At 71.6% G+C, this 23,774-nt stretch carries 22 protein-coding genes and 2 riboswitches; of the genes, 10 read left to right on the forward strand and 12 right to left on the reverse strand.

What is annotated here, in order from left to right; translation table 11 throughout:
• Positions 1 to 53: 53 nt before the first annotated feature.
• The 7 genes from hutI to HD593_RS47865 form a co-directional block, all read right to left on the reverse strand.
• Complete coding sequence (gene hutI, locus HD593_RS47835) at positions 54 to 1,202, reverse strand: imidazolonepropionase (protein WP_185109518.1); 1,149 nt, start codon at positions 1,200 to 1,202, stop codon at positions 54 to 56.
• Entirely contained in the window at positions 1,199 to 2,524 is a 1,326-nt protein-coding gene (locus tag HD593_RS47840) for a formimidoylglutamate deiminase (protein WP_185109519.1), read from the reverse strand. Before HD593_RS47840 ends, hutI begins: the two co-directional genes overlap by 4 nt.
• Positions 2,515 to 3,681 carry an allantoate amidohydrolase gene (locus HD593_RS47845; RefSeq protein ID WP_185109520.1) on the reverse strand — a complete coding sequence of 389 codons (1,167 nt, stop codon included), beginning with the start codon at positions 3,679 to 3,681 and terminating at the stop codon, positions 2,515 to 2,517. Before HD593_RS47845 ends, HD593_RS47840 begins: the two co-directional genes overlap by 10 nt.
• Before the next feature lie 31 nt (positions 3,682 to 3,712).
• Complete coding sequence (locus HD593_RS47850; RefSeq protein ID WP_185109521.1) at positions 3,713 to 4,399, reverse strand: SDR family oxidoreductase; 687 nt, start codon at positions 4,397 to 4,399, stop codon at positions 3,713 to 3,715.
• A 10-nt stretch (positions 4,400 to 4,409) separates the two neighbouring features.
• A complete protein-coding gene (locus tag HD593_RS47855) occupies positions 4,410 to 5,243 on the reverse strand; it encodes a MurR/RpiR family transcriptional regulator (RefSeq protein ID WP_185109522.1) in 834 nt (277 codons plus the stop codon).
• 46 nt (positions 5,244 to 5,289) lie between these two features.
• Positions 5,290 to 6,939, reverse strand: coding sequence for a urocanate hydratase (hutU, locus tag HD593_RS47860; protein ID WP_185109523.1), 1,650 nt, complete (start codon positions 6,937 to 6,939; stop codon positions 5,290 to 5,292).
• A gap of 65 nt (positions 6,940 to 7,004) precedes the next feature.
• Positions 7,005 to 8,762, reverse strand: a complete 1,758-nt coding sequence (locus HD593_RS47865; RefSeq protein ID WP_185109524.1) for an ABC transporter ATP-binding protein — start codon at positions 8,760 to 8,762, stop codon at positions 7,005 to 7,007.
• Positions 8,763 to 9,011: 249 nt separating this feature from the next.
• On the opposite strand from HD593_RS47865, the gene HD593_RS47870 reads away from it, so the two are divergent.
• The 3 genes from HD593_RS47870 to HD593_RS47880 all read left to right on the forward strand — a co-directional run bounded on the left by HD593_RS47870 (position 9,012) and on the right by HD593_RS47880 (position 13,235).
• Positions 9,012 to 10,319, forward strand: coding sequence for a DUF4331 domain-containing protein (locus HD593_RS47870; RefSeq protein ID WP_221526567.1), 1,308 nt, complete (start codon positions 9,012 to 9,014; stop codon positions 10,317 to 10,319).
• A gap of 154 nt (positions 10,320 to 10,473) precedes the next feature.
• The gene (locus HD593_RS47875) at positions 10,474 to 11,685 is read left to right on the forward strand and encodes a tetratricopeptide repeat protein (protein ID WP_185109526.1); all 1,212 of its coding nucleotides are present in this window, start codon (positions 10,474 to 10,476) and stop codon (positions 11,683 to 11,685) included.
• On the forward strand, positions 11,682 to 13,235 hold the full coding sequence (locus HD593_RS47880) for a nickel/cobalt transporter (protein WP_221525339.1): 1,554 nt from the start codon (positions 11,682 to 11,684) through the stop codon (positions 13,233 to 13,235). The genes HD593_RS47875 and HD593_RS47880 overlap by 4 nt, the downstream gene beginning before the upstream one ends.
• On the opposite strand, the gene HD593_RS47885 is transcribed toward HD593_RS47880, so the two are convergent.
• Genes HD593_RS47885 through HD593_RS47900 form a run of 4 tightly spaced genes read right to left on the reverse strand, consistent with a single transcriptional unit; the run spans position 13,232 to position 15,751 of the window.
• A complete protein-coding gene (locus tag HD593_RS47885) occupies positions 13,232 to 13,897 on the reverse strand; it encodes a nucleotidyl transferase AbiEii/AbiGii toxin family protein (protein WP_246547130.1) in 666 nt (221 codons plus the stop codon). The genes HD593_RS47880 and HD593_RS47885 overlap by 4 nt on opposite strands.
• Before the next feature lie 26 nt (positions 13,898 to 13,923).
• Positions 13,924 to 14,244 carry a hypothetical protein gene (locus HD593_RS47890; RefSeq protein WP_185109528.1) on the reverse strand — a complete coding sequence of 107 codons (321 nt, stop codon included), beginning with the start codon at positions 14,242 to 14,244 and terminating at the stop codon, positions 13,924 to 13,926.
• A 3-nt stretch (positions 14,245 to 14,247) separates the two neighbouring features.
• A complete protein-coding gene (locus tag HD593_RS47895; protein ID WP_185109529.1) occupies positions 14,248 to 15,000 on the reverse strand; it encodes a hypothetical protein in 753 nt (250 codons plus the stop codon).
• 46 nt (positions 15,001 to 15,046) lie between these two features.
• Positions 15,047 to 15,751: a FadR/GntR family transcriptional regulator gene (locus HD593_RS47900; RefSeq protein ID WP_185109530.1), complete on the reverse strand. Its 705-nt coding sequence runs from the start codon at positions 15,749 to 15,751 to the stop codon at positions 15,047 to 15,049.
• A 124-nt stretch (positions 15,752 to 15,875) separates the two neighbouring features.
• On the opposite strand from HD593_RS47900, the gene HD593_RS47905 reads away from it, so the two are divergent.
• The 7 genes from HD593_RS47905 to HD593_RS47935 all read left to right on the forward strand — a co-directional run bounded on the left by HD593_RS47905 (position 15,876) and on the right by HD593_RS47935 (position 23,269).
• Complete coding sequence (locus HD593_RS47905; protein ID WP_185109531.1) at positions 15,876 to 17,246, forward strand: glutamine synthetase family protein; 1,371 nt, start codon at positions 15,876 to 15,878, stop codon at positions 17,244 to 17,246.
• Between the two features lie 9 nt (positions 17,247 to 17,255).
• Complete coding sequence (locus HD593_RS47910) at positions 17,256 to 18,599, forward strand: aldehyde dehydrogenase family protein (RefSeq protein ID WP_185109532.1); 1,344 nt, start codon at positions 17,256 to 17,258, stop codon at positions 18,597 to 18,599.
• 5 nt (positions 18,600 to 18,604) lie between these two features.
• Positions 18,605 to 19,369 carry a 3-oxoacyl-ACP reductase gene (locus HD593_RS47915; protein WP_185109533.1) on the forward strand — a complete coding sequence of 255 codons (765 nt, stop codon included), beginning with the start codon at positions 18,605 to 18,607 and terminating at the stop codon, positions 19,367 to 19,369.
• Positions 19,370 to 19,378: 9 nt separating this feature from the next.
• Entirely contained in the window at positions 19,379 to 20,065 is a 687-nt protein-coding gene (locus HD593_RS47920) for a gamma-glutamyl-gamma-aminobutyrate hydrolase family protein (RefSeq protein ID WP_185109534.1), read from the forward strand.
• Between the two features lie 71 nt (positions 20,066 to 20,136).
• Positions 20,137 to 20,235, forward strand: a riboswitch (glycine riboswitch).
• Positions 20,236 to 20,331, forward strand: a riboswitch (glycine riboswitch). It begins immediately after the preceding riboswitch.
• 34 nt (positions 20,332 to 20,365) lie between these two features.
• Positions 20,366 to 21,451, forward strand: a complete 1,086-nt coding sequence (gene gcvT, locus HD593_RS47925; protein ID WP_185109535.1) for a glycine cleavage system aminomethyltransferase GcvT — start codon at positions 20,366 to 20,368, stop codon at positions 21,449 to 21,451.
• Positions 21,448 to 21,837: a glycine cleavage system protein GcvH gene (gene gcvH, locus HD593_RS47930; RefSeq protein WP_185109536.1), complete on the forward strand. Its 390-nt coding sequence runs from the start codon at positions 21,448 to 21,450 to the stop codon at positions 21,835 to 21,837. Before gcvT ends, gcvH begins: the two co-directional genes overlap by 4 nt.
• 55 nt (positions 21,838 to 21,892) lie before the next feature.
• Positions 21,893 to 23,269: an L-serine ammonia-lyase gene (locus HD593_RS47935; protein WP_185109537.1), complete on the forward strand. Its 1,377-nt coding sequence runs from the start codon at positions 21,893 to 21,895 to the stop codon at positions 23,267 to 23,269.
• Here HD593_RS47935 and HD593_RS47940 read toward each other — a convergent pair.
• Entirely contained in the window at positions 23,266 to 23,760 is a 495-nt protein-coding gene (locus tag HD593_RS47940; RefSeq protein WP_185109538.1) for a hypothetical protein, read from the reverse strand. The genes HD593_RS47935 and HD593_RS47940 overlap by 4 nt on opposite strands.
• Positions 23,761 to 23,774 lie beyond the last annotated feature (14 nt).

A 23,774-nucleotide genomic window follows, 5' to 3' on the forward strand; every position in this document is an offset into this window, starting at 1 on the left:
GAAGCAAAGATTCCCTCAACAACTACGCCTGCGGGATGGTTCTGGATGTCCTCCTAAAGGAGGAGACCGCCGTGAAACACCTGGTGGACCAGGGGAACACCGGGCCGGTAAGCCAGATGTACATAGGAGGGGGCGTCGAGGACGACGAGGTCCGCGCGAGCTCCGCGCCGCAACCAGCCTACGTCCGTACGGCGCAGCGCGCGCGCCCCGCCGTACGTCGCCGCCCTGATCGCCTCCAGCGGCGTCATCCGCATCTCGCGCACGGCCAGCGCCACGCAGAACGCCATCGACGAGGTGAACGACGACCCCGGGTTGCAGTCGGTGGCCAGCGCCACGGTCACCCCGGCGTCGATCAGCCGCCGCGCGTCCGGGTACGGCGACCGGGTGGAGAACTCGGCCCCCGGCAGCAGCGTCGCCACCGTCCCCGACGAGGCCAGCGCGTCCACGTCGGCCGCGGTCAGATGGGTGCAGTGGTCGGCGGAGGCGGCGCCCAGCTCGCAGGCGATGCGCACCCCCGGCCCCTCGGTGAGCTGGCCGGCATGCACGCGCACCCCCAGCCCGGCCTTCAGCCCTGCCGACAGGATCTCCCGCGTCTGGTCCCCGTCGAACGCGCCCCGCTCGCAGAACACGTCCACCCACTTCGCGTACGGGGCGCACGCCTCCAGCATCTCCCCGGCCACGAGCCGCGCGTAGGAGTCGGCGTCCACGTCCGAGGGCACGACGTGCGCCCCCAGGAAGGTGGTCTCGTCGGTGAGCGTGGTGGCGATCTCCAGCGAGCGCCGCTCGTGCTCCACGGACAGGCCGTAACCGCTCTTGATCTCCACGGTGGTCGTGCCCTGCGCGCGCATCTCGCGTACCAGGGAGTAGGCGTGGGTGGCCAGCTCGGCCTCGCCGGCCTCGCGGGTGGCGGCGACGGTGGTCCTGATGCCGCCCCCGGTGTACGGCTCGCCGGACATGCGCGCCTGGAACTCGGCCGTACGGTCACCGGCGAAGATCAGGTGGGCATGGCTGTCCACGAAGCCGGGGATCACCGTCCGGCCCCCGGCGTCCACGCGCTCGTCGGCGGCGGGCGCCTCGGCGGCCGGGCCGCACCAGGCGACCAGGCCGTCCTCGATGACGAGCGCGGCGTCGGGGATCTCCTCCCGGGCGGGGTCGCCCGTGTAGAGCAGCCCGATCCTGTCGATCAGCGTGGTGGTGGTCATCTCAGCTCCTCGATCGCCTCGGTCAGCAGGGCGGCCACGTCGCCCAGCACGTGCCTGCCCTGCGCGACCACCCGCCGCCCGCCGGACACCACGGAGTGCACGTCGGCCGCCGTCGCCGCGAACACCACGGCCTCCAGCCCGGACGCGCCCGCCGTGCGTACGGAGTCGAGCCGTACCGACACCAGGTCGGCCCAGGCGCCGGGCACGAGCAGGCCGGCGTCGGGGAAGCCGAGCGAGGTGTGGCCCTCGCCCGTGGCGGCGGCGAGCAGGTCGGCGGCGGGCCAGTGGCCGCGCTTGCTGCTGGCCAGCCGCTCGTTCAGCTCCATGCCCCTGGCCTCCTCGAACAGGTCGATCACGGCGTGGCTGTCGGAGCCCAGCGTGATGCGCGCGCCCCTGTCGGCGGCGGCCCTGGCGGGGCCGATGCCGTCGGCGAGGTCGCGTTCGGTGGTGGGGCACATGCACAGGTAGGTGCCCGACTGCCCGAGCAGCTCGATGTCCACGTCGGTCAGGTGGGTGGCGTGCACGGCGGTCGAGCGCGGGCCGAGCGCCCCGCGCTCGTGCAGCACCTGGACGGGGGTGGCCGCGTACATCTCCACGCACGCCGTGTTCTCCGCCCGCTGCTCGGAGACGTGCACGTGCAGCGGCGCCGCGTGCCGGTGGGAGAACTCCGCCACGGCCGGCATCTGATCGGGCGGCACCGCCCGCACGGAGTGGATGGCGGCGCCGATCTCCACGTCGGGCTGCCCCTCGTAGGCCGCCGCCAGCATGTCGGCCCGGGCCGCCCAGCGCTCGGAGTCGCCGTCGCCGAAGCGGAGCTGCACGTCGGACAGGGGCACGCCGATGCCGCCCGAGAGGTAACAGGTGTCGAGGAGCGCGATGCGCAGGCCGGCGGCGCGGGCCGCGCTGATGAGGGCGTGCCCCATCGCGTTGGGATCGTCCGGGTACGGCCGCCCGCCCTGGTCGTGGTGCAGGTAGTGGAACTCGCCCACGCAGGTGATGCCGGCCAGCGCCATCTCGGCGTAGACCGCAGTGGCCAGCCGCTGGTAGGAGCGGGGGTCGAGGCGGGCGGCCACCTCGTACATGCGCTCGCGCCAGGTCCAGAAGTCGCCCTGGCCGCGCTGGGTGGTGCCGCGCAGCGCGCGGTGGAAGGCGTGGGAGTGGGCGTTGGCCAGGCCGGGGATCGTCAGCCCCGGCAGGCGCTCCGCCGACCCCGGCGGGCCCTGCTCGATGCGGCTGATCCTGGTGCCGTCGATCTCGACGAGCACGTCGTCGGCGACCCCGTCGGGCAGCCATGCCCGCTCGCACCAGTAGGTCAGCGACACAGCTCCTCCAGCACGTCCGCGAGTGCCACGACTCCCGCCTCGCAGTCTGCCCGTTCGGCGTGCTCGCCGGGTGAATGGGAGACGCCGGTGGGGTTCCTGACGAACAACATCGCGCTCGGTACGCCTGCCGCGGCGAGGATCCCGGCGTCGTGACCGGCGCCCGTGGGCAGGATCGGCGCGGGCGTGTCGCCCCCGGCCGCCCTGGCGATCCGGTCCCTGAGCGCCGGGTCGAAGGTGACGACCGGGGTCCACGACTCCTCGCGGACCTGTGCCCCCTCGGAGAGCTCGGCCACCAGGGCGCGCACGGCCTCCTCGTCGGCGCCGCGCGCGTCCAGCCAGGCCGCGACCTCGCCGGGGATGGCGTTCGCGTTGCCGGGCGAGACGCGGACCTTGCCGACCGTGGCCACCACCCCGCGCCGCTCGGCCGCCTCGCGCGCGGCCAGCACCATGCGGGCCAGCGGCAACATCGGGTCGTCCCTGTCGGCCAGCCTGGTGGTGCCCGCGTGGTCGGCCCGCCCGTGGAAATCGAACCGCCACCGCCCGTGCGGCCAGATGGCGCCGGCCACGCCCACGGAACGGCCCTCGCCGACGAGCCCGCGGCCCTGCTCCACGTGCAGCTCGACGAACGTGCCGACCGCGGCCAGCGTCCCGTCGTCCCGCCCGAGCCCGCCGGGCTCGCGCCCGGCCCGCTTCAGCACGTCGGCCAGGGTGTCGCCGTCGTCGTCGGTGAGCGCGAGCGCCCGCTCGGGCGGGAGCACCCCGGTGAGCAGCCGCGACCCGACGCACGGCACGCCGAACCTGGCGCCCTCCTCGTCGCTGAAGCAGGCCACGCCCACGGGGACGGACGGCGTCACGCCACGTTCGCGGAGCAGGTCGAGCGCGGCGAAGGCCGACACGACGCCGAGCGGGCCGTCGTACGCGCCGCCCTGCCGTACGGAGTCGAGGTGGCTGCCGGTGACGACGCCGGGGCGCTCCGGCGACGGGGTGCCCCACCAGGCCCACAGGTTGCCGTTGGGGTCCTCCCGCAGGGCGAGCCCGCGCCGCCCGGCCTCGCCCGCGAACCACTCGCGCAGCTCCAGGTCGGCCGCCGACCACGCGTCGCGTACGTAACCGCCGGTTTTCGGATCTCGTCCTATGTGCGCGAGTTGCTCAAGCATGGAGCCACTCTAGTGAATGGATCCATTCACTTCAGTTGACCGGCCCTCCCCTGGGGCGCAGCGTCAGCTCGGTGAGGTGCGCGTCGGGCCCGGCCGTGACGACGGCCAGCACGGCCCTGGCCACGGTCTCCGGCTTGAGGTACTTCTCGGGCTCGAACTCGCCGCCCTCGTACGCGCGCACGCCGCGCTGCATGTCGGTGGCTGTGCGGCCCGGGTAGACGGTGGTGACGCGGAGCGCGGGCTCCTCCAGCCGCAGCGCGTCGGCGAACGCCTTGAGCGCGAACTTGCTGGCCGCGTACGAGGCCCAGTCGGGGTTGGCCCGCTGGCCGGAGCCCGAGTTGATGCACACCACGTGCCCCCCGGCTGTGCGCAGCGCGGGCAGCAGCAGCCGGGTCAGCTCGGCGACCGCGACGACGTTGACCTCCATGGTCCGCAGCCACACCTCGGCGGGCGTGTCGGCGATGCGGCCCAGCACGCTGACGCCGGCGCTGTGCACGAGGACGTCGAGCCGTCCGACGTCCTCGACGTCGGCCGCGGTGACCCGGGTCAGCTCCACCGGCCAGGGCCGGGAGCCGGGCAGCTCGGCGGACAGCGCGGCCAGCGCCGCCTCGTCACGTCCGCCGAGCAGGACGTCGTGGGTCGGGGCCAGGGCCCTGGCGACGGCCGCGCCGACACCCCTAGAGGCGCCTGTGACCAGCGCCTTCGGTCGATCAGTCATGGGAGGCAGCTTATTGAAGCTCGCCGGGCTGGAAGGTGCCGGTCTCCTCGGTCATCCGCTCGTACTCGTCGAGCCTGGCCTGGGTGCGCAGCGGCGCGGCGTCGGCCATGGCCTCCACCAGGGCCATGGCCAGCGCCAGCGGCGCCGCGTGCGAGTCGAACACGAGCCGGTCGCCCACGGGCGCGTCCAGCACGATCTCGGCGGGGAAGTCGGGCCTGTCGGTGATGGCGGCCACCCGGAGCCCGAGCTTCTCCGCGTACTCCAGGCCGTGCAGCGCCTCCACCGGGTAACGCGGCAAAACCACGGCCACCACCCACTCCGCCCCGGCCCTGCGGGCCGCGTGCAGCCCGTCGACCAGCTCGGAGCCGCCGTGGGTGAGCAGCCGCACGTCGGGGTGGATGCGGCGGGCGTAGTACGCGAACGTGGTGGCCAGCCCGCACGAGACGCGCAGCCCGAGCACGGGCAGCGGCTCGGTGGCGGCGAGCTGCTCGCCCAGCTCCTTGAGCGGGAACGCCGCCAGCCGCTCCCTGACCAGGGCGAGATTGCGGATCTCGCAGTCGATCGCACCGCGCAGCAGGCTCTCCTGCGGCGCCTCGACCCCGCCCCCCAGCACCAGCGGCCGCAGCGCCTGCCGCAGCTCCGGGTAGCCGGCGAAGCCCAGCACCATGGCGAACCTGGTCACGGACGGCTGGCTGACGCCGGCCCGCTCCGCCAGCTCCACGCTGGACAGGAAGATCGCCTCGTCCAGGTGCTCGCTGAGATAGTGCGCGATCCTCCGCTGTACGGGCGACAGCCTCCGGCCATCCAGGAGCACGTCCAGCCCGCCGTGATATCCGTCCGCCACGCCACCTCCAACGCCGCAGACCCGGCATTCTCATCCCGTTACAGAGTCACGACTCCCGCATCGGAATACGTACGCCCTTGCCGTCGGCCACCCTCGCGGCCTCCTCGTAACCCGCGTCCACGTGGCGCATCACGCCGGTGCCCGGGTCGTTGGTGAGCACGCGGTTGAGCTTCTCGCGGGCCAGCGCGGTGCCGTCGGCCACCGTGACCTGGCCGGCGTGGATGGAACGGCCGATGCCGACGCCGCCGCCGTGGTGGATGGAGACCCAGGCGGCGCCGGAGGCGGTGTTGAGCATGGCGTTGAGCAGCGGCCAGTCGGCGATCGCGTCGGAGCCGTCGGCCATGGACTCCGTCTCGCGGTAGGGGGAGGCGACGGAGCCGCTGTCGAGGTGGTCGCGGCCGATCACGATCGGCGCCTGGAGCTCGCCGGAGGCCACCATGTCGTTGAACCGCTCGCCGGCGACGTCGCGCTCGCCGTAGCCGAGCCAGCAGATGCGCGCGGGCAGGCCCTGGAAGTGCACCTTCTCCCCGGCCTTGGTGATCCACCTGGCCAGCGCCTCGTTCTCGGGGAACAGCTCCAGGATGGCCCGGTCGGTGGCGGCGATGTCGGCCGGGTCGCCGCTCAGCGCGGCCCACCGGAACGGGCCCTTGCCGGCGCAGAACAGCGGCCTGATGTAGGCGGGCACGAAGCCGGGGAAGTCGAAGGCGCGCGCGTAGCCGGCCAGCTTGGCCTCGCCCCTGATGGAGTTGCCGTAGTCGAACACCTCCGCCCCGGCGTCCTTGAAGCCCACCATGGCCTCGACGTGCCTGGCCATCGAGGCGCGGGCCCGCTCGGTGAAGCCGGCCGGGTCCTTGTCGCGCTCCGCGGCCATGTCCTCGAAGGCCACGCCGAGCGGCAGGTACATCAGCGGGTCGTGGGCGGAGGTCTGGTCGGTGACGATGTCGATCTCGGCGCCGCGGGCCAGCAGGTCGGGCACGGCCTCGGCGGCGTTGCCGACGACGCCGATCGACAGCGGCCTGCGGGCGTCGCGGGCCTCGTACGCCAGCCGCAGCGCCTCGTCCAGCGAGGCCGCCTCGACGTCGAGGTAGCGGTGCTCGATGCGGCGGGAGACGGAGCGCGGGTCGCAGTCGACGCAGATGGCCACGCCGCCGTTCATCGTGATGGCCAGGGGCTGGGCGCCGCCCATGCCGCCCAGCCCGGCGGTGAGCGTGATCGTCCCGGCCAGCGACCCCCCGAAACGCTTCTCCGCGACCGCGGCGAACGTCTCGTAGGTGCCCTGGAGGATGCCCTGGGTGCCGATGTAGATCCACGAGCCCGCGGTCATCTGGCCGTACATGGTGAGCCCGGCCGCCTCCAGCCGCCGGAACTCCTCCCAGTTCGCCCAGTCGGGCACCAGGTTGGAGTTGGCGATGAGCACCCGGGGCGCCCACTCGTGGGTGCGGAACACGCCCACGGGGCGCCCCGACTGCACCAGCAGCGTCTCGTCGCCCTCCAGCGTGGTCAGCGTCCTGACCAGCGCGTCGAACGACGCCCAGTCACGCGCCGCCCGGCCCGAGCCGCCGTACACGACGAGCTGCTCGGGATGCTCGGCCACCTCGGGGTCCAGGTTGTTCTGGAGCATGCGCAGCGCGGCCTCCTGCGGCCAGCCCTTCGCGGTGATCGTGGTGCCTCGCGGGGCGCGGACTGTCCTGCTCATGGTGGTGGTCCCTTCGTGAATGAACCCATTCACGAAGAGACTAACCCGGAATACCGGATCCGAAGTCAGCCGACCAGGAACTGGGTGGCCGCCAGCTCCCTGTAGAGCTCGTCCTCGCCCACCAGGTCGTCGTGCGTGCCCACGGCCCGTACGCCGCCCGCCTCCATGACCACGATCCGGTCGGCGTTCGTCACCGTGGACAGGCGGTGCGCGATGACCAGCACCGTGGTCTCCTGCGCGACCTCGGCGATGACCTCGCGCAGGCGCAGCTCGTTGACCGCGTCGAGCTGCGAGGTGGCCTCGTCGAGCAGCAGCAGCCTGGGCTTGCGCAGCAGCGCCCTGGCGATCGCGACCCGCTGCCGCTCGCCGCCCGACAGCAGCACGCCCCGGTGTCCGACCGGCGTCTCCAGCCCCTCGGGGAGCCTGGCCACCAGGTCGTCGAGCCGCGTCCGCGCGATCGCCCGGTGCAGCTCCTCCTCCGTGACGTCCTCGGCGGCGAACAGCAGGTTCTCCCGCAGCGTGCCGGCCAGCACGGGCGCGTCCTGCTCGACGTAGCCGAGCGCGGCCCGCAGCTCGGCCAGCGGCCAGTCACGGATGTCCCTGCCGTCGACGAGGATCGCGCCGTCCTGGTGCTCGTAGAAGCGCTCCAGCAGCGCGAACACCGTGGACTTGCCCGCTCCCGACGGCCCGACCAGCGCGGTCATGCCGCCGGGCGGCACCTCGAAGCTCACGCCGTCGTGCACCACGGGCCGGTCGTCGCCGTACCGGAAGACCACGTCCTGGAAGCGCACCCCGACCGGCCGGCCGTCCTCTGGCGCCGCGACGCTCACCGGCTCGGCGGGCAGCTCCTCGATCTCCTTGATCCGCTTCATCGCGGCCAGCCCCTGCTGGAGCTGCACCCCGCCCTGCACGAGCTGCCCGATCGGCGGCACCAGGTAGAACAGGTAGAGCAGGAACGCGATCAGCGACGACACCTCCAGCGTGCCGGAGGCGACCCGCGCGCCGCCCACCGCCAGCACGGCCAGGAACGCGATCTGCACCGCCATCCACGTCGCCACCCCCGCGAGCGACGTCCAGCCGGCGACCTGCAGCCCGCGATCGCGTGCCCGCGTGGCGGCCTCGCCGACCACGGCGATCTCCCGCTCCTCCGCGCCGCTCGCCTTGACCGTCCGGTACGCCTGCAGCGCCCGGTCCAGCACGGCGCCCATCTCGCCCACGGCCTCCTGGGCGTGCGACTGCGCCCGCTGGATCTTCGGCATGATGAGCGCGACCAGCCCGCCGATCAGCACCACGATCAGCAGCGTGACCAGCAGCAGCACGCCGTCCATCGCCGCCATCAGGACGATCGCGCCGACCAGCATGAACGCCGCGCTGACGGACTCCACGATGCCGTTGGTCAGCACGGCGCGCAGCAACGTCGTGTCACCGGTGACCCGCGACAGCAGGTCGCCGGGCTTGAGCCGGTCGACGTCGGCGACCTTGAGCCGCAACATCCGGTCCACGAGCCTGCGCCGGGCGCCGAGCACGATGCCCTCGCCCGTGCGCTCCATCAGGTAGCTTCCCCCGGCCGAGACGACCGCGCCTATGAGCACCGCCACGGTCAGCCAGGTCAGCGGCCCGGCCATCGACCCGCCCTGGCCGAAGGCGTCCACCACGTACTTGGCCAGCAACGGCATCGACAGGCCCGCCGCGGACCCGATCAGGCTCAGTAACCCGCCCAGGAGGAGCACTCTCCGGTGCGGGCGGACGTAGGCGAGCAACTCCTTGACCACCGCATCTCCTTTCACGATATTTCTCAACTTCTCTCCAACGAACGGGAGCATGCGATCGGCACCCCCGAGACAGAGTCAACCTAAATTGACGACTTAAGTATGTCAACTTTGGTTGACACTCATTCTCCAGGAGGAGCCCGACATCCGGCGGCGGCCCACGGACGAATAGGGCGTCGAGGAATCCGGCCGGAACCTCGAACGTCACGATCAGCCCTTCCGAAAGGACCGAACATGGAGCTCCGGATCAACCGGCGCGCTCTAGTCGGACTTGGTCTCGCCGTAGCGGTCGCCGCGTCGTCGATGGCCGTGCTCCGCACTGACTCCGGCACCGCTTCCTCACACCGCGAGGCCCCCGCGATCTCGAACGACCCGCAGCACGACAACACCGACGTGTACGCGTTCGTCAGTCCCGACAAGCCCGACACCGTGACCCTGATCTCGAACTGGATCCCGTTCGAGGAGCCCAACGGCGGCCCGAACTTCTACCCGTTCGCCACCAGGTCACGGCACAACATAAAGATCGACAACGATGGCGACGGCAAGTCCGACATCGTGTACGAGTGGACGTTCCGCAACGAGGACAAGCGCGGCAACACCACGTTCCTGTACAACAACGGCCCCGTCACCTCGCTGAACGACGACAACCTGCTCTTCCGCCAGCGCTACACGCTCAAGCGGATCACGCCCGGCGGCTCCAAGACCCTGGTCAACGACGGCATCGTCGCCCCCAGCAACGTCGGCGCCGCCTCCATGCCCAACTACGCCACCCTGCGCAACCAGGCGATCAGGAACCTCCCCGGCGGCGGCAAGACCTACTCCGGGCAGGCCGACGAGGCCTTCTTCCTCGACCTGCGCGTGTTCGACCTGCTCTACGGCGGCGACCTGTCCCTGGTCGGCCAGGACACCCTCAAGGGCTACAACGTCAACACCGTGGCCATCCAGGTTCCCCAGGCCGACCTGGCGCTCAAGGGCGACCCCAAGCGCAACCCGGTGATCGGCGTCTGCTCCACCACCGACAAGTTCAACGGCAACTCGTTCGTGCAGGTCTCCCGCCTGTGCAACCCGCTGGTGAACGAGCTGGTGGCGGCCGCCGGCATGAAGGACGCGTACAACGCGCTCGACCCGTCGAAGGACGCGGACGTCAAGGCGCTGGTCGACCGGGTCACCAACCCCGAGGTCGCCAGGCTCCTGGAGTCCATCTACGGCATCAAGGCGCCCGCGACCCCGCGCAACGACCTGGTGCAGATCTTCCTGAGCGGCATCGCCAAGAACAACGGCCCCATCAAGGCCGACCTGAACGCGCAGTCGCTCAACAAGGACGCCGGCAAGCAGCGCGGCTCCGAGCAGCTGCGGCTGAACATGTCGATCCCCGTCACCAAGGACCCGAACAGGCTCGGCGTCCTCGGCGGTGACCTGCAGGGCTTCCCGAACGGCCGCCGGCTCGCCGACGACGTCGTGGACATCGAGCTGCAGGCCGTGGCCGGCGCCGCGCAGAGCGGCAAGCTCATCCCCGGCCTGACGGACAAGGTGGACGCGAACGACAAGCCGTTCGACAAGACGTTCCCGTACATCCCGCTGCCGAGCAACGTGGCAGTGAACCAGCGATGACCACTGACCGGCCGGTTCCCTCTCCAAGCCGGCCGGTCCCTCCCAGGCGGCAGACCTCCCGTCTCCCATCGTCTGCCGCCACAGAAAAGGGCCGGCCGGCCGTGTTCCCCGTCACGGCCGGCCGGCTCCACACCCAGCTTCGGAGCCGTGGCACATGCGCACGTTCGCGATTTTCGCCGGCATCGCCCTCCTCGGGGCGATGATCTTTACGATCGTCTCCTTCTCCTCCTCACCCGCCACCGCCCCCTCGACCGGGCCGGCGGCCGGCCGGCCGGGCCGCGAGACGCTGCAGGAGCGGCTCAAGCGCCTGCCCGGCGACCACCGCGGCTGGGCAGAGCTCGGCCTCCAGTACGTCGACCAGGCCAGGGTCACCGGCGACCCGGCCTTCTACACCAAGGCGGAAGGCGCCCTCGCCACCGCCGCCAAGCTGAACGACCGCGACGACACGGTCCTCACCGGCCAGGCCGCGCTGGCCGCCGGCCGCCACGAGTTCCGCGAGGCCGTCCGGCTGGCCGAGCGCGCCATCGACGCCAACCCGTACGGGGCTCCGGCGTACGGCGTGCTGGCCGACGCCAGGACCCAGCTCGGGGACCTGAAGGGCGCGCAGCGGGCCGTGGACAAGATGCTGGACCTGCGCCCGGGGGTGGCCGCCTTCGCCCGCGCCTCGTACGCGGCGGAGCTGCGCGGCGACCACGACGGGGCGCGCACGTACCTCGAGTACGCCCACGCCGACGCCTGGTCACCGGCCGACCTCGCCTACAGCCGCTACTACCTGGGCGAGCTGGCGCTGCACGCGGGCGACCTGCAGACCGCGACCGGCTGGTACGCCAAGGCGCTGCAGGCCTACCCCGCCTACACGCCCGCCCTCGCCGGGCAGGCCAGGGCCGCCGCCCTGGACGGCCGCCTCACCGAGGCGCTCGACCTCTACGAGACCGTGGTCCAGCGGCTGCCCCTGCCCCAGTACCTCATCGAGCAGGGCGAGACCCGGATCAAGGCGGGCCTGCGGCCCGACTGGACGCTGCTCGACGCCCAGCGCAAGCTCATCCAGGCCGCGGGCGTGCGCGACGACCTGACGTGGGCCGAGTTCCTGGCCGACCACGGCGACCCGAAGCAGGCCGTCGAGCACGCCAGGGCCGAGTACGCCCGCAACCCGAACCTCGTCGCCGCCGACGCCCTGGCGTGGGCCCTGTACAAGGCGGGCGAACCGGCCGAGGCGCTGCGCTACGCCGAGAAGGCCACCGCCACCGGCTGGCGGAACCCGCTGATCACCTACCACCGCGCCAGGATCGAGCAGGCCCTCGGCCGCTCCGCGCGGGTGGACCCCGGCTTCGACCCGACGCTGTCCGCACTCGCGAGGTTCTCATGAGACCGTTCCGGCTCGCCCTGGCGGCCCTGCTCCTCACCCTGTGCGCGACCGCTCTGCTCACGGGCACCCTGCTCGCGGGCCCGGCCCAGGCACGAACGACGCCGGCCCGTGCGGACACGGCCACCGCCCTGCACCCGCTCGGGCGGTTCACCGTCAACCACTACAACGGCCTGCGGGTCGCGCCCGGCCAGGTGCGCAACCTCGCCGTCGTGGACCTGGCCGAGCTGCCGACCTTGCAGGCCAAGCCCGAGGTCGACGCCGCCTACGCCGGCCGCCGCTGCGCCGCGCTGGCGGGCGCCCAGCGGCTGGAGGTGGCGGGCCGGGTGGTCCCGTGGCGCGTGACGAGCTCCACGTTCGCCTACGCGCCCGGGGAGGGGGGACTGGAGACCAGCCGCCTGTCCTGTCAGCTCGTGGCGGAAGTTCGCGCCTCGGGGGCCGTGAGGTTCACCGACGGGTTCGAGCAGGACAGGATCGGCTGGCGTGAGATCACCGCGACCGGGGACGGCGTGCGCCTGACCGGCTCCTCGGTGCCCGGGACCAGCATCAGCCAGGAGCTGCGGGCCTACCCCGACGACCTGCTGTCGGCCCCGCTCGACCAGCGCGTCGCCACGTTCACCGCCACGGAGCCGGGCCTGGGACCATCTGACGGCCAGGCGGCTCCCTCCGGAGGCAGGCCGTCCGGCGGGAGCGGGCTCGGCCTCGAGCTCGGCGGCCCGATCGGCGAGGCGCTGTCCGCCCTGGACCGGACGTTCACGGAGCTGATCGGCTCGGACTCGCTGACGGTGCCGCTGGGGCTGCTGGCGGTGGGGCTGGCCGTGGTGCTCGGGGCCGGGCACGCGCTGATCCCGGGGCACGGCAAGACCATCATGGCGGCGTACCTGGCGGGCCGCCGCGGCCGCCCGCGCGACGCGCTGGTGGTGGGCGCGACGGTGACGGCCACGCACACGGCGGGGGTGCTGGTGGTGGGGCTGCTGCTGACGGTGTTCACGGCGCTGGCCGGGGAGTCGGTGCTGGCCTGGCTGGGGGTGGCCAGCGGCGTGCTGATCGCCGCCATCGGCCTCCGCCTCCTCCTCAACTCCCGCCGCCCCTCCCTCCACGGCCACGGACATGGGCACGGCCACGGGCACGGCCACGGACATGGGCACGGACATGGGCACGGACATGGGCACGGACATGGGCACGGACATGGGCACGGACATGACGAGCAGGGCTCTCACGCCGGCAGGAGCAAGCGGGCGGGTCTCATCGGGCTCGGGGTCGCGGGCGGCCTCGTCCCCAGCCCCTCGGCCCTCATCGTGCTCCTCGGCGCGATCGCTCTCGGCCGGACGTGGTTCGGCGTGGCGCTGGTGACGGCCTACGGCGTCGGCATGGCCGCCACCCTCACCGTCACGGGCCTGCTCCTGGTCAAGCTCGTGGACCGGCTGGAAGCCCGCGCCTCGGCCGGCCGGCGCCTGGCCGCCCGGCTCTCGGGCCTGGCCCCGCTGGGCACGGCCGCCATGGTCGTCCTCCTGGGCACGGGCCTGGCCCTCCGCTCGGTCGCGGCCCTCTAGTCGATCTCCGGAACGTCGTCGGAGTCGTAGTCGGCATCCCCGTCGTCGGCCCGCCGCAGCTTGATGTCGTCTATCCAGCCCTGCGTGAACCGCCGGATCTCCTTGATCTGCTCCTCGCCCACGCCGTAGACCTCGAAGTTCTCATCCGGCATGAGGTCGACGAATTCCAGCCGCGAGAGCAGCTCGTGCACGGCGAAGAAATCGTGATGCATGGCGGCGAGCTGTTCGAGTGCCCGGTAGGAGTAGTGCTGGGAGACGGCGGCGATGTCGATGATGTCGCGGGCGAGACTGCGCTCGTGCACGGCGCGCATCTTCAGCCCGACGGCGTCGTCGAGACCGAGCACCTTCAGCGTGCCGCACGTGACCGGCCGTTGCTGGAGCGCCTCGCGCAGGAGGTCGAACTCGCAGGTCTCCGCGGTCGCCAGATCTCGGACCATCAGCCTGCCCATGCGGGGCATGACCTCGATGACGGTCGCGTCTAACCCGGCCTCTTGGAACGCTCCAATGACGCCCTGTGCGACATCGGGCAGCGGCATGTCCACGGCGGTGGCGAAGTCGAGGTCCTTGCTCGGCCGGTCGGTGAAGCCGTGCGCCTTGATCGCGTAACCGCCCGCGAGCACCAAGCCGTAGTACTCGCAGACAGGAAGGACAGCACTCAGCAATCGCTCTTGAAACGGCGGGAACTTCATCAGGCGGCGGTCTCCCGCAGGGGGAGCTTCTTCTCCCAGGCGTGCCGGTAGCCCGGCCCGAGCCCCTTGCGCAGCATCGGCCAGTCGGTGACGAGGTGATCGGCGTTCAGGTAGGTCTCGTAATCGACCCGGCGACCGGTGGTGATCACCGTGCGGTACATCTCCATCCGGATCATGGGCTTGCCGAGATCGAACTCGGTGAACCCCGACCAGGCCAGGTGCGGCGGCAGAGCCACGACGCCCTCGGCCGGACCATGGAGATCACGCAGGGATTCGGGGACTTTCTCGTCCAGCCCCTCGTACCACGACGGAAGTGCCATGCCTCAAGTATGCCTACGACCGCGCCGCGTGGAAGGCAGATCATGACGCCCGGAGAGAAACTCCTGGAACGCGATCTTCACCTTGATCACCGGCCTCCGCCACCGCTCCTCCCGGTGGATCGCCCGGGCCATCTTCCGGGGCGACCGCCTGGCGAAGAACCAGTGCGCCCACGGCGACCCGGGCCGCGCCAGCCGGATCGCCCCCACCAGCAACATCGGCGGCACGAACAGCCCGGCCATCCCCGTCCAGATCTTCCCCTTGAGCAGCGTGACGACGGCCAGCGCCAGGTTGGCCACGATCAGCGCGGCGGGGTTGACGGGGGTGCCGTAGTCCCAGGTGAGCGGGCGCAGCCCGATGAGGAGCAGCCCGGTCACGGCGATGGCGATGAAGACCGCGTCCACGGAGGTGCGCCCCTCCTCCTCCCAGTACACGTCGTGCAGGTGCAGGATGAGCGCGAACTCGTCCAGCACCAGCGCCGACCCGACGCCGAAGACGGAGGCGGCGACGGCGGTGCCGACCTGGGAGCCGGGCGAGACGATCAGCGTGACCCCGCCGACTAACATCAGCACCACGCCGAACACCACGTGGTGGATGTGCATCTCCCCCACGTTGACGTTGCGGAACCAGCCGACCTTCGCCCTGATCAGCCGGACGTTGATACGGGTGGCGATGAAGGCGGCGATGAGCATGACGAAGTAGCAGAACAGCGGGAGCCGTCCTGTGGCGACGATGCTTTGCTGAAACCAGTTGCTCATATGACCTGGTTCCGATGGTACGAAACCCGCGGATGTTCCCGGCGCCTCAGGACAGGAACGCCCTTAACAGCGCGGCCGTCCCCTCCAGGTGCTCGGCCACGGCCCGCCTGGCCGCCTCGGGGTCCGCGGCGAGGATGGCGTCCACGATGGCCTGGTGCTGGACGGCGGCGTGGTCGAGGTTGACCTGCAGCATCGGGATGGCGTTCAGCAGGTCGCTGACCCGCGAGCGGGCGTCGGCGCAGGTGGTGGCGAGCAGGGTGGAGCCGGTGAGCTCCGCGATGGACAGGTGGAAGGCCGTGTCGAGGCGGCGGTAGTCGTCCAGCCCCGCCCCGTTGAGGTCGGCGAGCCGGCGCGTGAGCACGGCACGCTTGTCCTCGGGCAGCTCGGTGGTGGCCAGCACCTGGGCCGCGCCGCACTCCACGGCGAGCCGGAAGGTCAGCGCGTCCGACAGCTCGGCCATGCCCATCTCGTTGACAGCCTGGCGCAGGTCGCCGGCGTCCGGCTTGGGCGGCACGTACGTGACGAACGCTCCTCCATACCGCCCCCGCCGTACGTCGAGGTAGCCGGCGTCGGACAGCGCGCGGATGGCCTCGCGCAGCGTCACCCGGCTGATGCCGAGCTGGACGGCCAGCTCGCGCTCGGGCGGCAGCTTGTGACCGGGCGGGACCACGCCCAGCTTGATCGCCTGGAGCAGCCGTTCCACGGTCTCCTCGAAGGCGTTGCCCGCCCTGACAGGGCGCAACACCGTCATCAAACGCGCCGACTCGTCCAACGTGTCCTCAGGTCTTGACAAGCGATCCCGCCATGCTGATCAATGGTCTGAGACTAGCCCAATTAACGGGAAAGCGCTTCAGGCCAGATCGGAGCTGCGTAGCGTGGACGATCGAGCGAGCACCGGGTTCCTTTCCGTCGCCGAGCTGCGCGACGAGGTGGCGGCGGGCCGCATCGACACCGTGCTCCTTGCGATCGCCGACATGCAGGGCAGGTTGCAGGGCAAGAGGCTGTCGGCGCGTTACTTTCTCGACGAGGTGCTGCACCACGGCTCCGAGGGCTGCAACTACCTGCTGGCGGTGGACGTCGACATGAACACCGTCCCGGGTTACGCGATGTCGTCCTGGGATCGCGGGTACGGCGACTTCGTGATGAAGCCGGACCTCGGCACGCTGCGCCGGGTGCCGTGGCACGAGGGGACCGCGATGCTGATGGCCGACCTGGCCTGGGAGGAGGGCGGCGACGTGACCGCCTCCCCGCGCCAGGTGCTGCGCAGGCAGCTCGCCCGGCTCGCCGACCGGGGGCTGGCCGCGTACGTGGGCACGGAGCTGGAGTTCGTGGTCTACGACGACAGCTACGAGGACGCCTGGCGGCGCGCGTACCGCGACCTGACCCCCGCGAACCTCTACAACGTGGACTACTCCCTGCTGGGCACGGCCCGCGTCGAGCCGCTGCTGCGGCGCATCAGGCGCGGGATGGAGGGCGCCGGCCTCTACGTCGAGTCCGCCAAGGGCGAGTGCAACCTGGGCCAGCACGAGATCGCCTTCCGCTACGACGAGGCGCTGCGCACCTGCGACAACCACGTGATCTACAAGACCGGCGCCAAGGAGATCGCCGCCCAGGAGGGCCGGTCGATCACGTTCATGGCCAAGCCGAACCAGCGCGAGGGCAACTCCTGCCACATCCACATCTCCCTCAGGAGCATGGACGGGGACCCGGTGATGGCGGGCGAGGGGCCGTACGGGCTCTCGCCGCTCGGGTCGCGCTTCGTCGCGGGCCAGCTCGCCTGCATGCGGGAGCTGACCCTCCTGTACGCCCCCAACATCAACTCCTACAAGCGGTACGTGCCGGGCAGCTTCGCCCCCACGGCCGTCAAGTGGGGCGTGGACAACCGCACCTGCTCGCTGCGGCTCGTCGGCCACGGGAGCTCGCTGCGGGTGGAGAACCGGGTGCCGGGCGGCGACGTGAACCCGTACCTGGCGGTGTCGGCGCTGGTCGCGGCCGGCCTGTACGGCATCGACGCCGAGCTGCCGCTGGAGGACCCGTACGACGGCAACGCCTACGACTCCGGCGCCGAGACGGTGCCGCACACGCTGCGCGACGCGCTGGCGCTGTTCGAGGGGTCGAAGCTGGCGCGCGAGACGTTCGGCGAGGACGTGGTGGAGCACTACGCGAACAACGCGCGGGTGGAGCTGGCCGCGTTCGACGCGGCGGTGACGGATTGGGAGCTGTTCCGTGGTTTCGAACGGATGTGACGGGAGCGCATGAAGATCGTCAACCCGGCGACGGAGGAAGTCGTCGCCGACGTCGAGCTCGCCGGCGCGGCCGAGGTCGACCGGGCCGTGGAGCGTGCCAGGAAGGCGCAGGCGGCCTGGCGCGAGGTGGCGCCGGGCGACCGGGCGCGGCTGCTGCGCCGGTTCGCCGAGCTGGTGGACGGGCACGGCGAGGAGCTGGCGCTGCTGGAGCTGACCAACGCCGGGCACACCATCGGCAACGCCCGCTGGGAGGCGGGCAACGTCCGGGACGTGCTGCACTTCTACGCCGGCGCGCCCGAGCGCAACCACGGCAAGCAGATCCCGGTGCCCGGCGGCGTGGACCTCACGTTCCAGGAGCCCCTGGGCGTGGTGGGGATCATCGTGCCGTGGAACTTCCCCATGGTGATCATGATGTGGGGCGTGGCCCCGGCTCTCGCGGCGGGTAACACGGTGATCGTGAAGCCCGCCGAGTGGACTCCGCTGACCGCGCTGAGGCTGGCAGAGCTGGCCCTGGCGGCGGGCCTCCCCGAGGGGGTGCTCCAGGTTCTGCCTGGGGCAGGGGAGGTCGCGGGGGCCCGCCTGGTGGAGCATCCGGACGTGGCGAAGATCGTGTTCACCGGCTCGACCGAGGTGGGCAGGGAGATCGCGGCCAAGGCGGGGCGGCAGGTCAAGCGGGTGACGCTGGAGCTGGGCGGCAAGTCCGCGAACATCGTCTTCGCCGACGCCGATCTCGACAAGGCGGCGCGAACCGCGCCCTACGCCGTGTTCGACAACGCCGGGCAGGACTGCTGCGCCCGGTCCAGGATCCTCGTCCAGGCGAGCGTGTACGACGCGTTCATGGAGCGCCTGGCCGAGGCGGTACGCGGCGTCGTGGTCGGCGACCCCCTCGACGAGGCCACCGAGATGGGCCCCCTGATCAGCGCCGGGCACCTCGAACGGGTCCGCGGCTTCGTGGACGGCACCCCCCACCTCCAGGGGTCCTGCCCCGAGGGCAAGGGCTACTGGTTCCCGCCGACCGTCCTGACCCCCGAGGTCACCGACCGGGCGTTCACCGAGGAGATCTTCGGCCCCGTGGTGTCGGTGGTCAGGTTCGAGGACGAGGCGCAGGCCGTACGGATCGCCAACGACACCCCGTACGGCCTGAGCGGCTCCATCTGGACCCGCGACGTCGGGCGGGCGCTGCGCGTGGCCAGGGCCGTCGAGTCGGGCGCCCTGTCGGTGAACTCCCACTCCTCGGTCCGCTACTGGACCCCGTTCGGCGGCTTCAAGCAGTCCGGCCTCGGCAGGGAGCTCGGCCCTGACGCGCTGGCGGCGTTCACCGAGACCAAGAACGTCTTCATCTCAACGGAGTGACACACATGCAGCGGTTGCAGGATCGGGTGGCGGTCATCACGGGCGCGGGCAGCGGGATCGGGCTGGCCACGGCCCGCCGGTTCGCCGACGAGGGCGCCAGGGTGGTCTGCGCGGACGTCGACGAGGAGGCGGGTGTCAAGGCCGCGGCCGAGGTGGGCGGCCTGTTCGTCAAGGCCGACGTGACCAGCGAGGACGACGTCGTCCGGATGTTCGCGACTGCGCACGACGCGTACGGCAGTGTGGACGTCGCCTTCAACAACGCCGGCATCTCGCCGCCCGACGACGACTCGATCCTGGAGACCGGCCTCGACGCCTGGCGCCGCGTCCAGGAGGTGAACCTGACCAGCGTCTACCTGTGCTGCAAGCACGTCATCCCGTACATGCGCCGCCAGGGCAAGGGCTCGATCATCAACACCGCGTCGTTCGTGGCCGTGATGGGGTCGGCGACCTCGCAGATCTCCTACACCGCCTCGAAGGGCGGGGTGCTGGCGATGTCGCGGGAGCTGGGCGTGCAGTTCGCCAGGGAGGGCATCCGGGTCAACGCGCTGTGCCCGGGGCCGGTGAACACGCCGCTGCTGCGGGAGCTGTTCGCCAAGGACCCGGAGCGGGCGCAGCGGCGGCTGGTGCACGTGCCCGTGGGCCGCTTCGCCGAGGCGTCGGAGATCGCGGCCGCGGTGGCGTTCCTGGCCAGCGACGACGCCTCGTTCATCACGGCCAGCGAGTTCCTGGTGGACGGCGGCATCTCCGGTGCCTACGTCACGCCGCTGTAGGTGACGGTCATGGGTCCCGTCATCGGCATCACCTGTTACGCCGAGACCGCCTCGTTCACGGTCTGGCAGGACACCCCTGCCGCGCTGCTGCCGTACGCGTACGTGGAGCAGGTCGTGCGCGCGGGCGGCCAGCCGGTCCTGCTGCCGCCGGCCGGGGAGCCGGCCGGCCTGGTACGCCGCCTGGACGGGCTGATCCTGGCCGGAGGCGGCGACATCGACCCGGCCAGGTACGGCGCCGAGCCGCACGAACGCAGCGGCTACGTCCGGAAATTCCGCGATGAAGCAGAGTTCGCCCTGCTCGCCGCGGCCCTCGACGCCGGCCTGCCCTTCCTCGGCATCTGCCGCGGCCTCCAGGTGCTCAACGTGGCCCTCGGCGGCAGCCTGCACCAGCACCTGCCCGACGTGGTCGGCCACACGGACCACTGCCCGGGCCCCGGCCGCTTCGGGCACCTGCCCGTCACCCCCGTCCCCGGCACCGGCCTGGCCAAGGCGCTGGGCGAGGAGCCGGTGGCGGTCCCCCACTACCACCACCAGTCCGTGGACCGGCTCGCCCCCGGCCTGACGGTCACCGCCACCACCGAGGACGGCACGGTCGAGGCCGTGGAGTCCTCCGGGGCGTTCACCATGGCCGTGCAGTGGCACCCGGAGGCGGCCGCGGACCACGCGTTGTTCGAGGCGCTCGTGCACGCCTGCTGACGAGTCGTCCACATCCGGCCCGCGACGCGACAACAGCCCCTCGACGGCACTAGGCTGACGGACATCACCGTCGAAACCGTGCGGGAGAGCACCCTGACAAGCCGGTCAGGGTCCCTGAAGGAGCAAGCCCTCCCCGCGAACCTCTCAAGGCAAAGGACCGCACGGACGAGGTGTCCTCTGGAAAGCAGGCCCGCGGGCCTCGCCGAAGGTGAAAGTCCGGCAAAAGTCGGGCGAAGCTCTCAGGCATCGATGACAGAGGGGGAGGATGCTGGCATCCACTCCTGTCCTGAGGTGCGACAAATGTCCCGACCGACACCGCTACGAGACGTTCACGAGAGCCTCGGCGCCACCCTCACCGACTTCGCCGGGTGGCTCATGCCCCTCCGGTACGGCAGCGAGTCCGCCGAGCACCGGGCCGTCCGCGAGGCGGCCGGGCTGTTCGACCTCTCGCACATGGGCGAGATCTTCCTGACCGGGCCGCAGGCGGGCGAGGCGCTGGACTACGCGCTGGTCGGCCACCTGTCGGCGCTGGCACCCGGCCGGGCCAGGTACACCATGATCGTGAACGAGCGCGGCGGGGTGCTCGACGACCTCATCGTCTACCGGCTCGGGGACGAGGAGTTCATGGTCGTGGCCAACGCCTCGAACTACCAGAAGGTCGCCGCCGAGCTGCGGGAGCGCGCGAAGCCGTACGACGCGGTGGTGGAGGACCGTTCGGACCGGTACGCGCTGATCGCCGTCCAGGGCCCGCGCGCCCAGGAGATCCTCGCCACGCTCACCGACGCCGACCTCGACGGCCTCAAGTACTACGCTGGCCTGCCCGGCCAGGTGGACGGCCGGCAGGCGCTGATCGCCCGCACCGGGTACACCGGCGAGGACGGGTTCGAGCTGTTCGTGGCGAACCAGGACGCCGTGCCGCTCTGGCACGCGATCGCGGCGGCCGGCGAGCCGCACGGGCTCAGGCCCGCGGGCCTGTCCAGCCGCGACACGCTCAGGCTGGAGGCCGGCATGCCGCTGTACGGCAACGAGCTGAGCGCGGAGCTGACCCCGTTCGACGCGGGGCTGGGCAGGGTGGTGAAATTCGACAAGCCGGGCGACTTCGTCGGCAGGTCGGCGCTCGAGGCGGTCAAGGACGACCCGCCGCGGCGCAGGCTCGTCGGCCTGGTCGCGCGGAACCGCCGGGTGCCGCGCCACGGTTACCCGGTCACCAAGGACGGCGTCGTCGTCGGCGAGGTCACCAGCGGTGCGCCCTCCCAGACCCTGGGAAAGCCCATCGCGATGGCCTACGTGGACACCGGCGCCGAATCAGGCCTGGCCGTGGACATCCGGGGCAGCCATGAACCTATGGACCTGGTTGAGCTGCCCTTTTACAGGAGGAACAAGTGAGCAACATCCCTGACGACCTGAGCTACACCAAGGAGCACGAGTGGGTGGCCGGGCTGGACGACAGCACCACCGTGACGATCGGCATCACGGCCTTCGCCGCCGAGTCCCTTGGTGACGTCGTCTTCGTGCAGCTCCCCGAGGTCGGCTCGACCGTCGAGCCGGGCGACTCCGTCGGCGAGGTGGAGTCGACCAAGTCCGTGAACGAGATCTACTCCCCGGTCGGCGGCGAGGTCACCGAGGTGAACCAGTCCGTCGTGGACGACCCGGGTCTGGTCAACAGCGACCCGTACGGCGAGGGCTGGATGTTCAAGGTGCGCGTGGAAGGCGACCCCGAGGACCTGCTCTCACCCGAGGAGTACACCGCCCTGACCTCGGGCGACTCCTGACCCAACCGCCGGGGCCCCGCCGCGGGCCCCGGCCTTTCGAGAAGGGCGCACATCAATGGCGATCAGCGTCTTCGACCTCTTCAAGATCGGCATCGGCCCGTCGAGCTCCCACACGGGCGGCCCGATGGCCGCGGCGCACAAGTTCGTGCGCGGCCTGCACGAGGACGGCCTGCTGGAGCGGGTCGCGCGCGTGGAGGCCATCCTGTACGGCTCGCTCGGCCTGACCGGCAAGGGCCACGGCAGCGACAAGGCGGTCCTGCTCGGCCTGTCCGGCGAGAAGCCCGAGCTGGTGGACGTGGACACCGTCGACGCCCGGATCGCCGGGATGCGCGAGTCGGGCACCGTCAAGCTCTACGGCACCCGCGAGATCCCCTTCGTCGTCGGCGAGCACCTGGTCTTCGAGCGCAAGATCTCCCTGCCCGAGCACCCGAACGGCATGCGCTTCACCGCCTACGCCGACTCGGGCGAGCGGCTGCGGGAGAAGGTCTACTTCTCGGTCGGCGGCGGCTTCGTCGTGGACGAGAAGGCCACCGGCGCCGACCGCATCAAGCCCGACGACACCGTGCTGCCCTTCCCCTTCACCACCGGCGAGGAGCTGCTCAAGCACTGCTCGAACACCGGCCTGTCGATCTCCGCCCTGATGCTGGAGAACGAGCGGGCGTTCGGCCGTACCGAGGAGGAGATCCGCCGGGGCCTGCTGCACCTGTGGCAGGTCATGTCGGAGTGCGTGCGCCGCGGCATCTCCAAGGAGGGCGTGCTGCCGGGCGGCCTGAAGGTCAAGCGGCGCGCCAACCAGCTCTACCGCCGCCTGCAGTCCGAGTCGCCGGAGAAGGACCCGTTGCAGGCCATGGACTGGGTCACGCTGTTCGCCCTGGCGGTCAACGAGGAGAACGCCGCCGGCGGCCGCATCGTCACCGCGCCCACCAACGGCGCCGCCGGCATCATCCCGGCCGTCCTGACCTACTACACCCGCTTCGTCCCGCACGCCGACGACGACGGCGTGGTCCGCTTCCTGCTGACGGCGGGCGCGATCGGCGTGCTGTTCAAGGAGAACGCCTCGATCTCGGGCGCCGAGGTGGGCTGCCAGGGCGAGGTGGGCTCGGCCTGCTCGATGGCCTCCGCCGCGCTCACGGAGGTGCTCGGGGGCACGCCCGAGCAGGTGGAGAACGCCGCCGAGATCGGCATCGAGCACAACCTGGGGCTGACCTGCGACCCGATCGGCGGCCTCGTCCAGATCCCGTGCATCGAGCGCAACGCCGTGGCCTCCAACAAGGCCATCACGGCGGCCCGCATCGCGCTGCGCGGCGACGGCAAGCACTACGTGGCGCTGGACAAGGCCATCAAGACGATGCGCGACACGGGGCGGGACATGCTGGACAAGTACAAGGAGACCTCGCGCGGCGGGCTCGCCGTCAACGTCATCGAGTGCTAGCGCCGCACGTGCAGCCGTACCACCGCGGGGGTCTCGTCGTCGCGGACCTCGCGGCGGATGCGGCCCACGATGTCCTGGTCCAGCTTGCTCACCACCGCGCCCACGTCGGCCGCCGCCGGGCAGGTCAGGCCGATGTGCAGGCCGTCCTCCGCGACCCGCACCCCCGTCCTGCTCAGCCCGTCCACGCCCTTGAGCCCGACGAACAGCATGGCCGTGCCCGTGCCGTTGTGGGTGCCGCGGCGGCCCCAGCCCAGGCCGACCAGCAGCCAGCGCAGCGCGACCAGGGCCAGCAGGAGCAGGCCCAGCGCGAGGAACCACAGCGGCCACGGGTCCTCCGCCAGCGCGCGGTGCGCCTGGGCGGGCAGCACCTTGGCGGTGGGCGGGAGCTCGAAGAAGCGGTCGTGGCCGCGTAGCCACGCGTACCCGCCCGCGCCCAGCAGCGCCGCCCCGACGATCGCCAGACCGGCCCGGTTACCGGCGTACTGACGCATCAGCCGCGGCCCCC

This window comes from Nonomuraea rubra (genome assembly GCF_014207985.1).
GTDB lineage: Bacteria > Actinomycetota > Actinomycetes > Streptosporangiales > Streptosporangiaceae > Nonomuraea > Nonomuraea rubra.

Excerpts from the sequence above, each read along its gene's own strand:
- hutI (WP_185109518.1), bottom strand. The coding sequence starts at position 1,202 with ATGACCACCACCACGCTGATCGACAGGATCGGGCTGCTCTACACGGGC.
- HD593_RS47845 (WP_185109520.1), bottom strand. The coding sequence starts at position 3,681 with ATGCTTGAGCAACTCGCGCACATAGGACGAGATCCGAAAACCGGCGGT.
- HD593_RS47850 (WP_185109521.1), bottom strand. The coding sequence starts at position 4,399 with ATGACTGATCGACCGAAGGCGCTGGTCACAGGCGCCTCTAGGGGTGTC.
- hutU (WP_185109523.1), bottom strand. The coding sequence starts at position 6,939 with ATGAGCAGGACAGTCCGCGCCCCGCGAGGCACCACGATCACCGCGAAG.
- HD593_RS47865 (WP_185109524.1), bottom strand. The coding sequence starts at position 8,762 with ATGCTCCCGTTCGTTGGAGAGAAGTTGAGAAATATCGTGAAAGGAGAT.
- HD593_RS47870 (WP_221526567.1), top strand. The coding sequence starts at position 9,012 with ATGGCCGTGCTCCGCACTGACTCCGGCACCGCTTCCTCACACCGCGAG.
- HD593_RS47875 (WP_185109526.1), top strand. The coding sequence starts at position 10,474 with ATGCGCACGTTCGCGATTTTCGCCGGCATCGCCCTCCTCGGGGCGATG.
- HD593_RS47880 (WP_221525339.1), top strand. The coding sequence starts at position 11,682 with ATGAGACCGTTCCGGCTCGCCCTGGCGGCCCTGCTCCTCACCCTGTGC.
- HD593_RS47890 (WP_185109528.1), bottom strand. The coding sequence starts at position 14,244 with ATGGCACTTCCGTCGTGGTACGAGGGGCTGGACGAGAAAGTCCCCGAA.
- HD593_RS47895 (WP_185109529.1), bottom strand. The coding sequence starts at position 15,000 with ATGAGCAACTGGTTTCAGCAAAGCATCGTCGCCACAGGACGGCTCCCG.
- HD593_RS47900 (WP_185109530.1), bottom strand. The coding sequence starts at position 15,751 with ATGACGGTGTTGCGCCCTGTCAGGGCGGGCAACGCCTTCGAGGAGACC.
- HD593_RS47910 (WP_185109532.1), top strand. The coding sequence starts at position 17,256 with ATGAAGATCGTCAACCCGGCGACGGAGGAAGTCGTCGCCGACGTCGAG.
- HD593_RS47915 (WP_185109533.1), top strand. The coding sequence starts at position 18,605 with ATGCAGCGGTTGCAGGATCGGGTGGCGGTCATCACGGGCGCGGGCAGC.
- HD593_RS47920 (WP_185109534.1), top strand. The coding sequence starts at position 19,379 with ATGGGTCCCGTCATCGGCATCACCTGTTACGCCGAGACCGCCTCGTTC.
- gcvT (WP_185109535.1), top strand. The coding sequence starts at position 20,366 with ATGTCCCGACCGACACCGCTACGAGACGTTCACGAGAGCCTCGGCGCC.
- HD593_RS47935 (WP_185109537.1), top strand. The coding sequence starts at position 21,893 with ATGGCGATCAGCGTCTTCGACCTCTTCAAGATCGGCATCGGCCCGTCG.
- HD593_RS47940 (WP_185109538.1), bottom strand. The coding sequence starts at position 23,760 with ATGCGTCAGTACGCCGGTAACCGGGCCGGTCTGGCGATCGTCGGGGCG.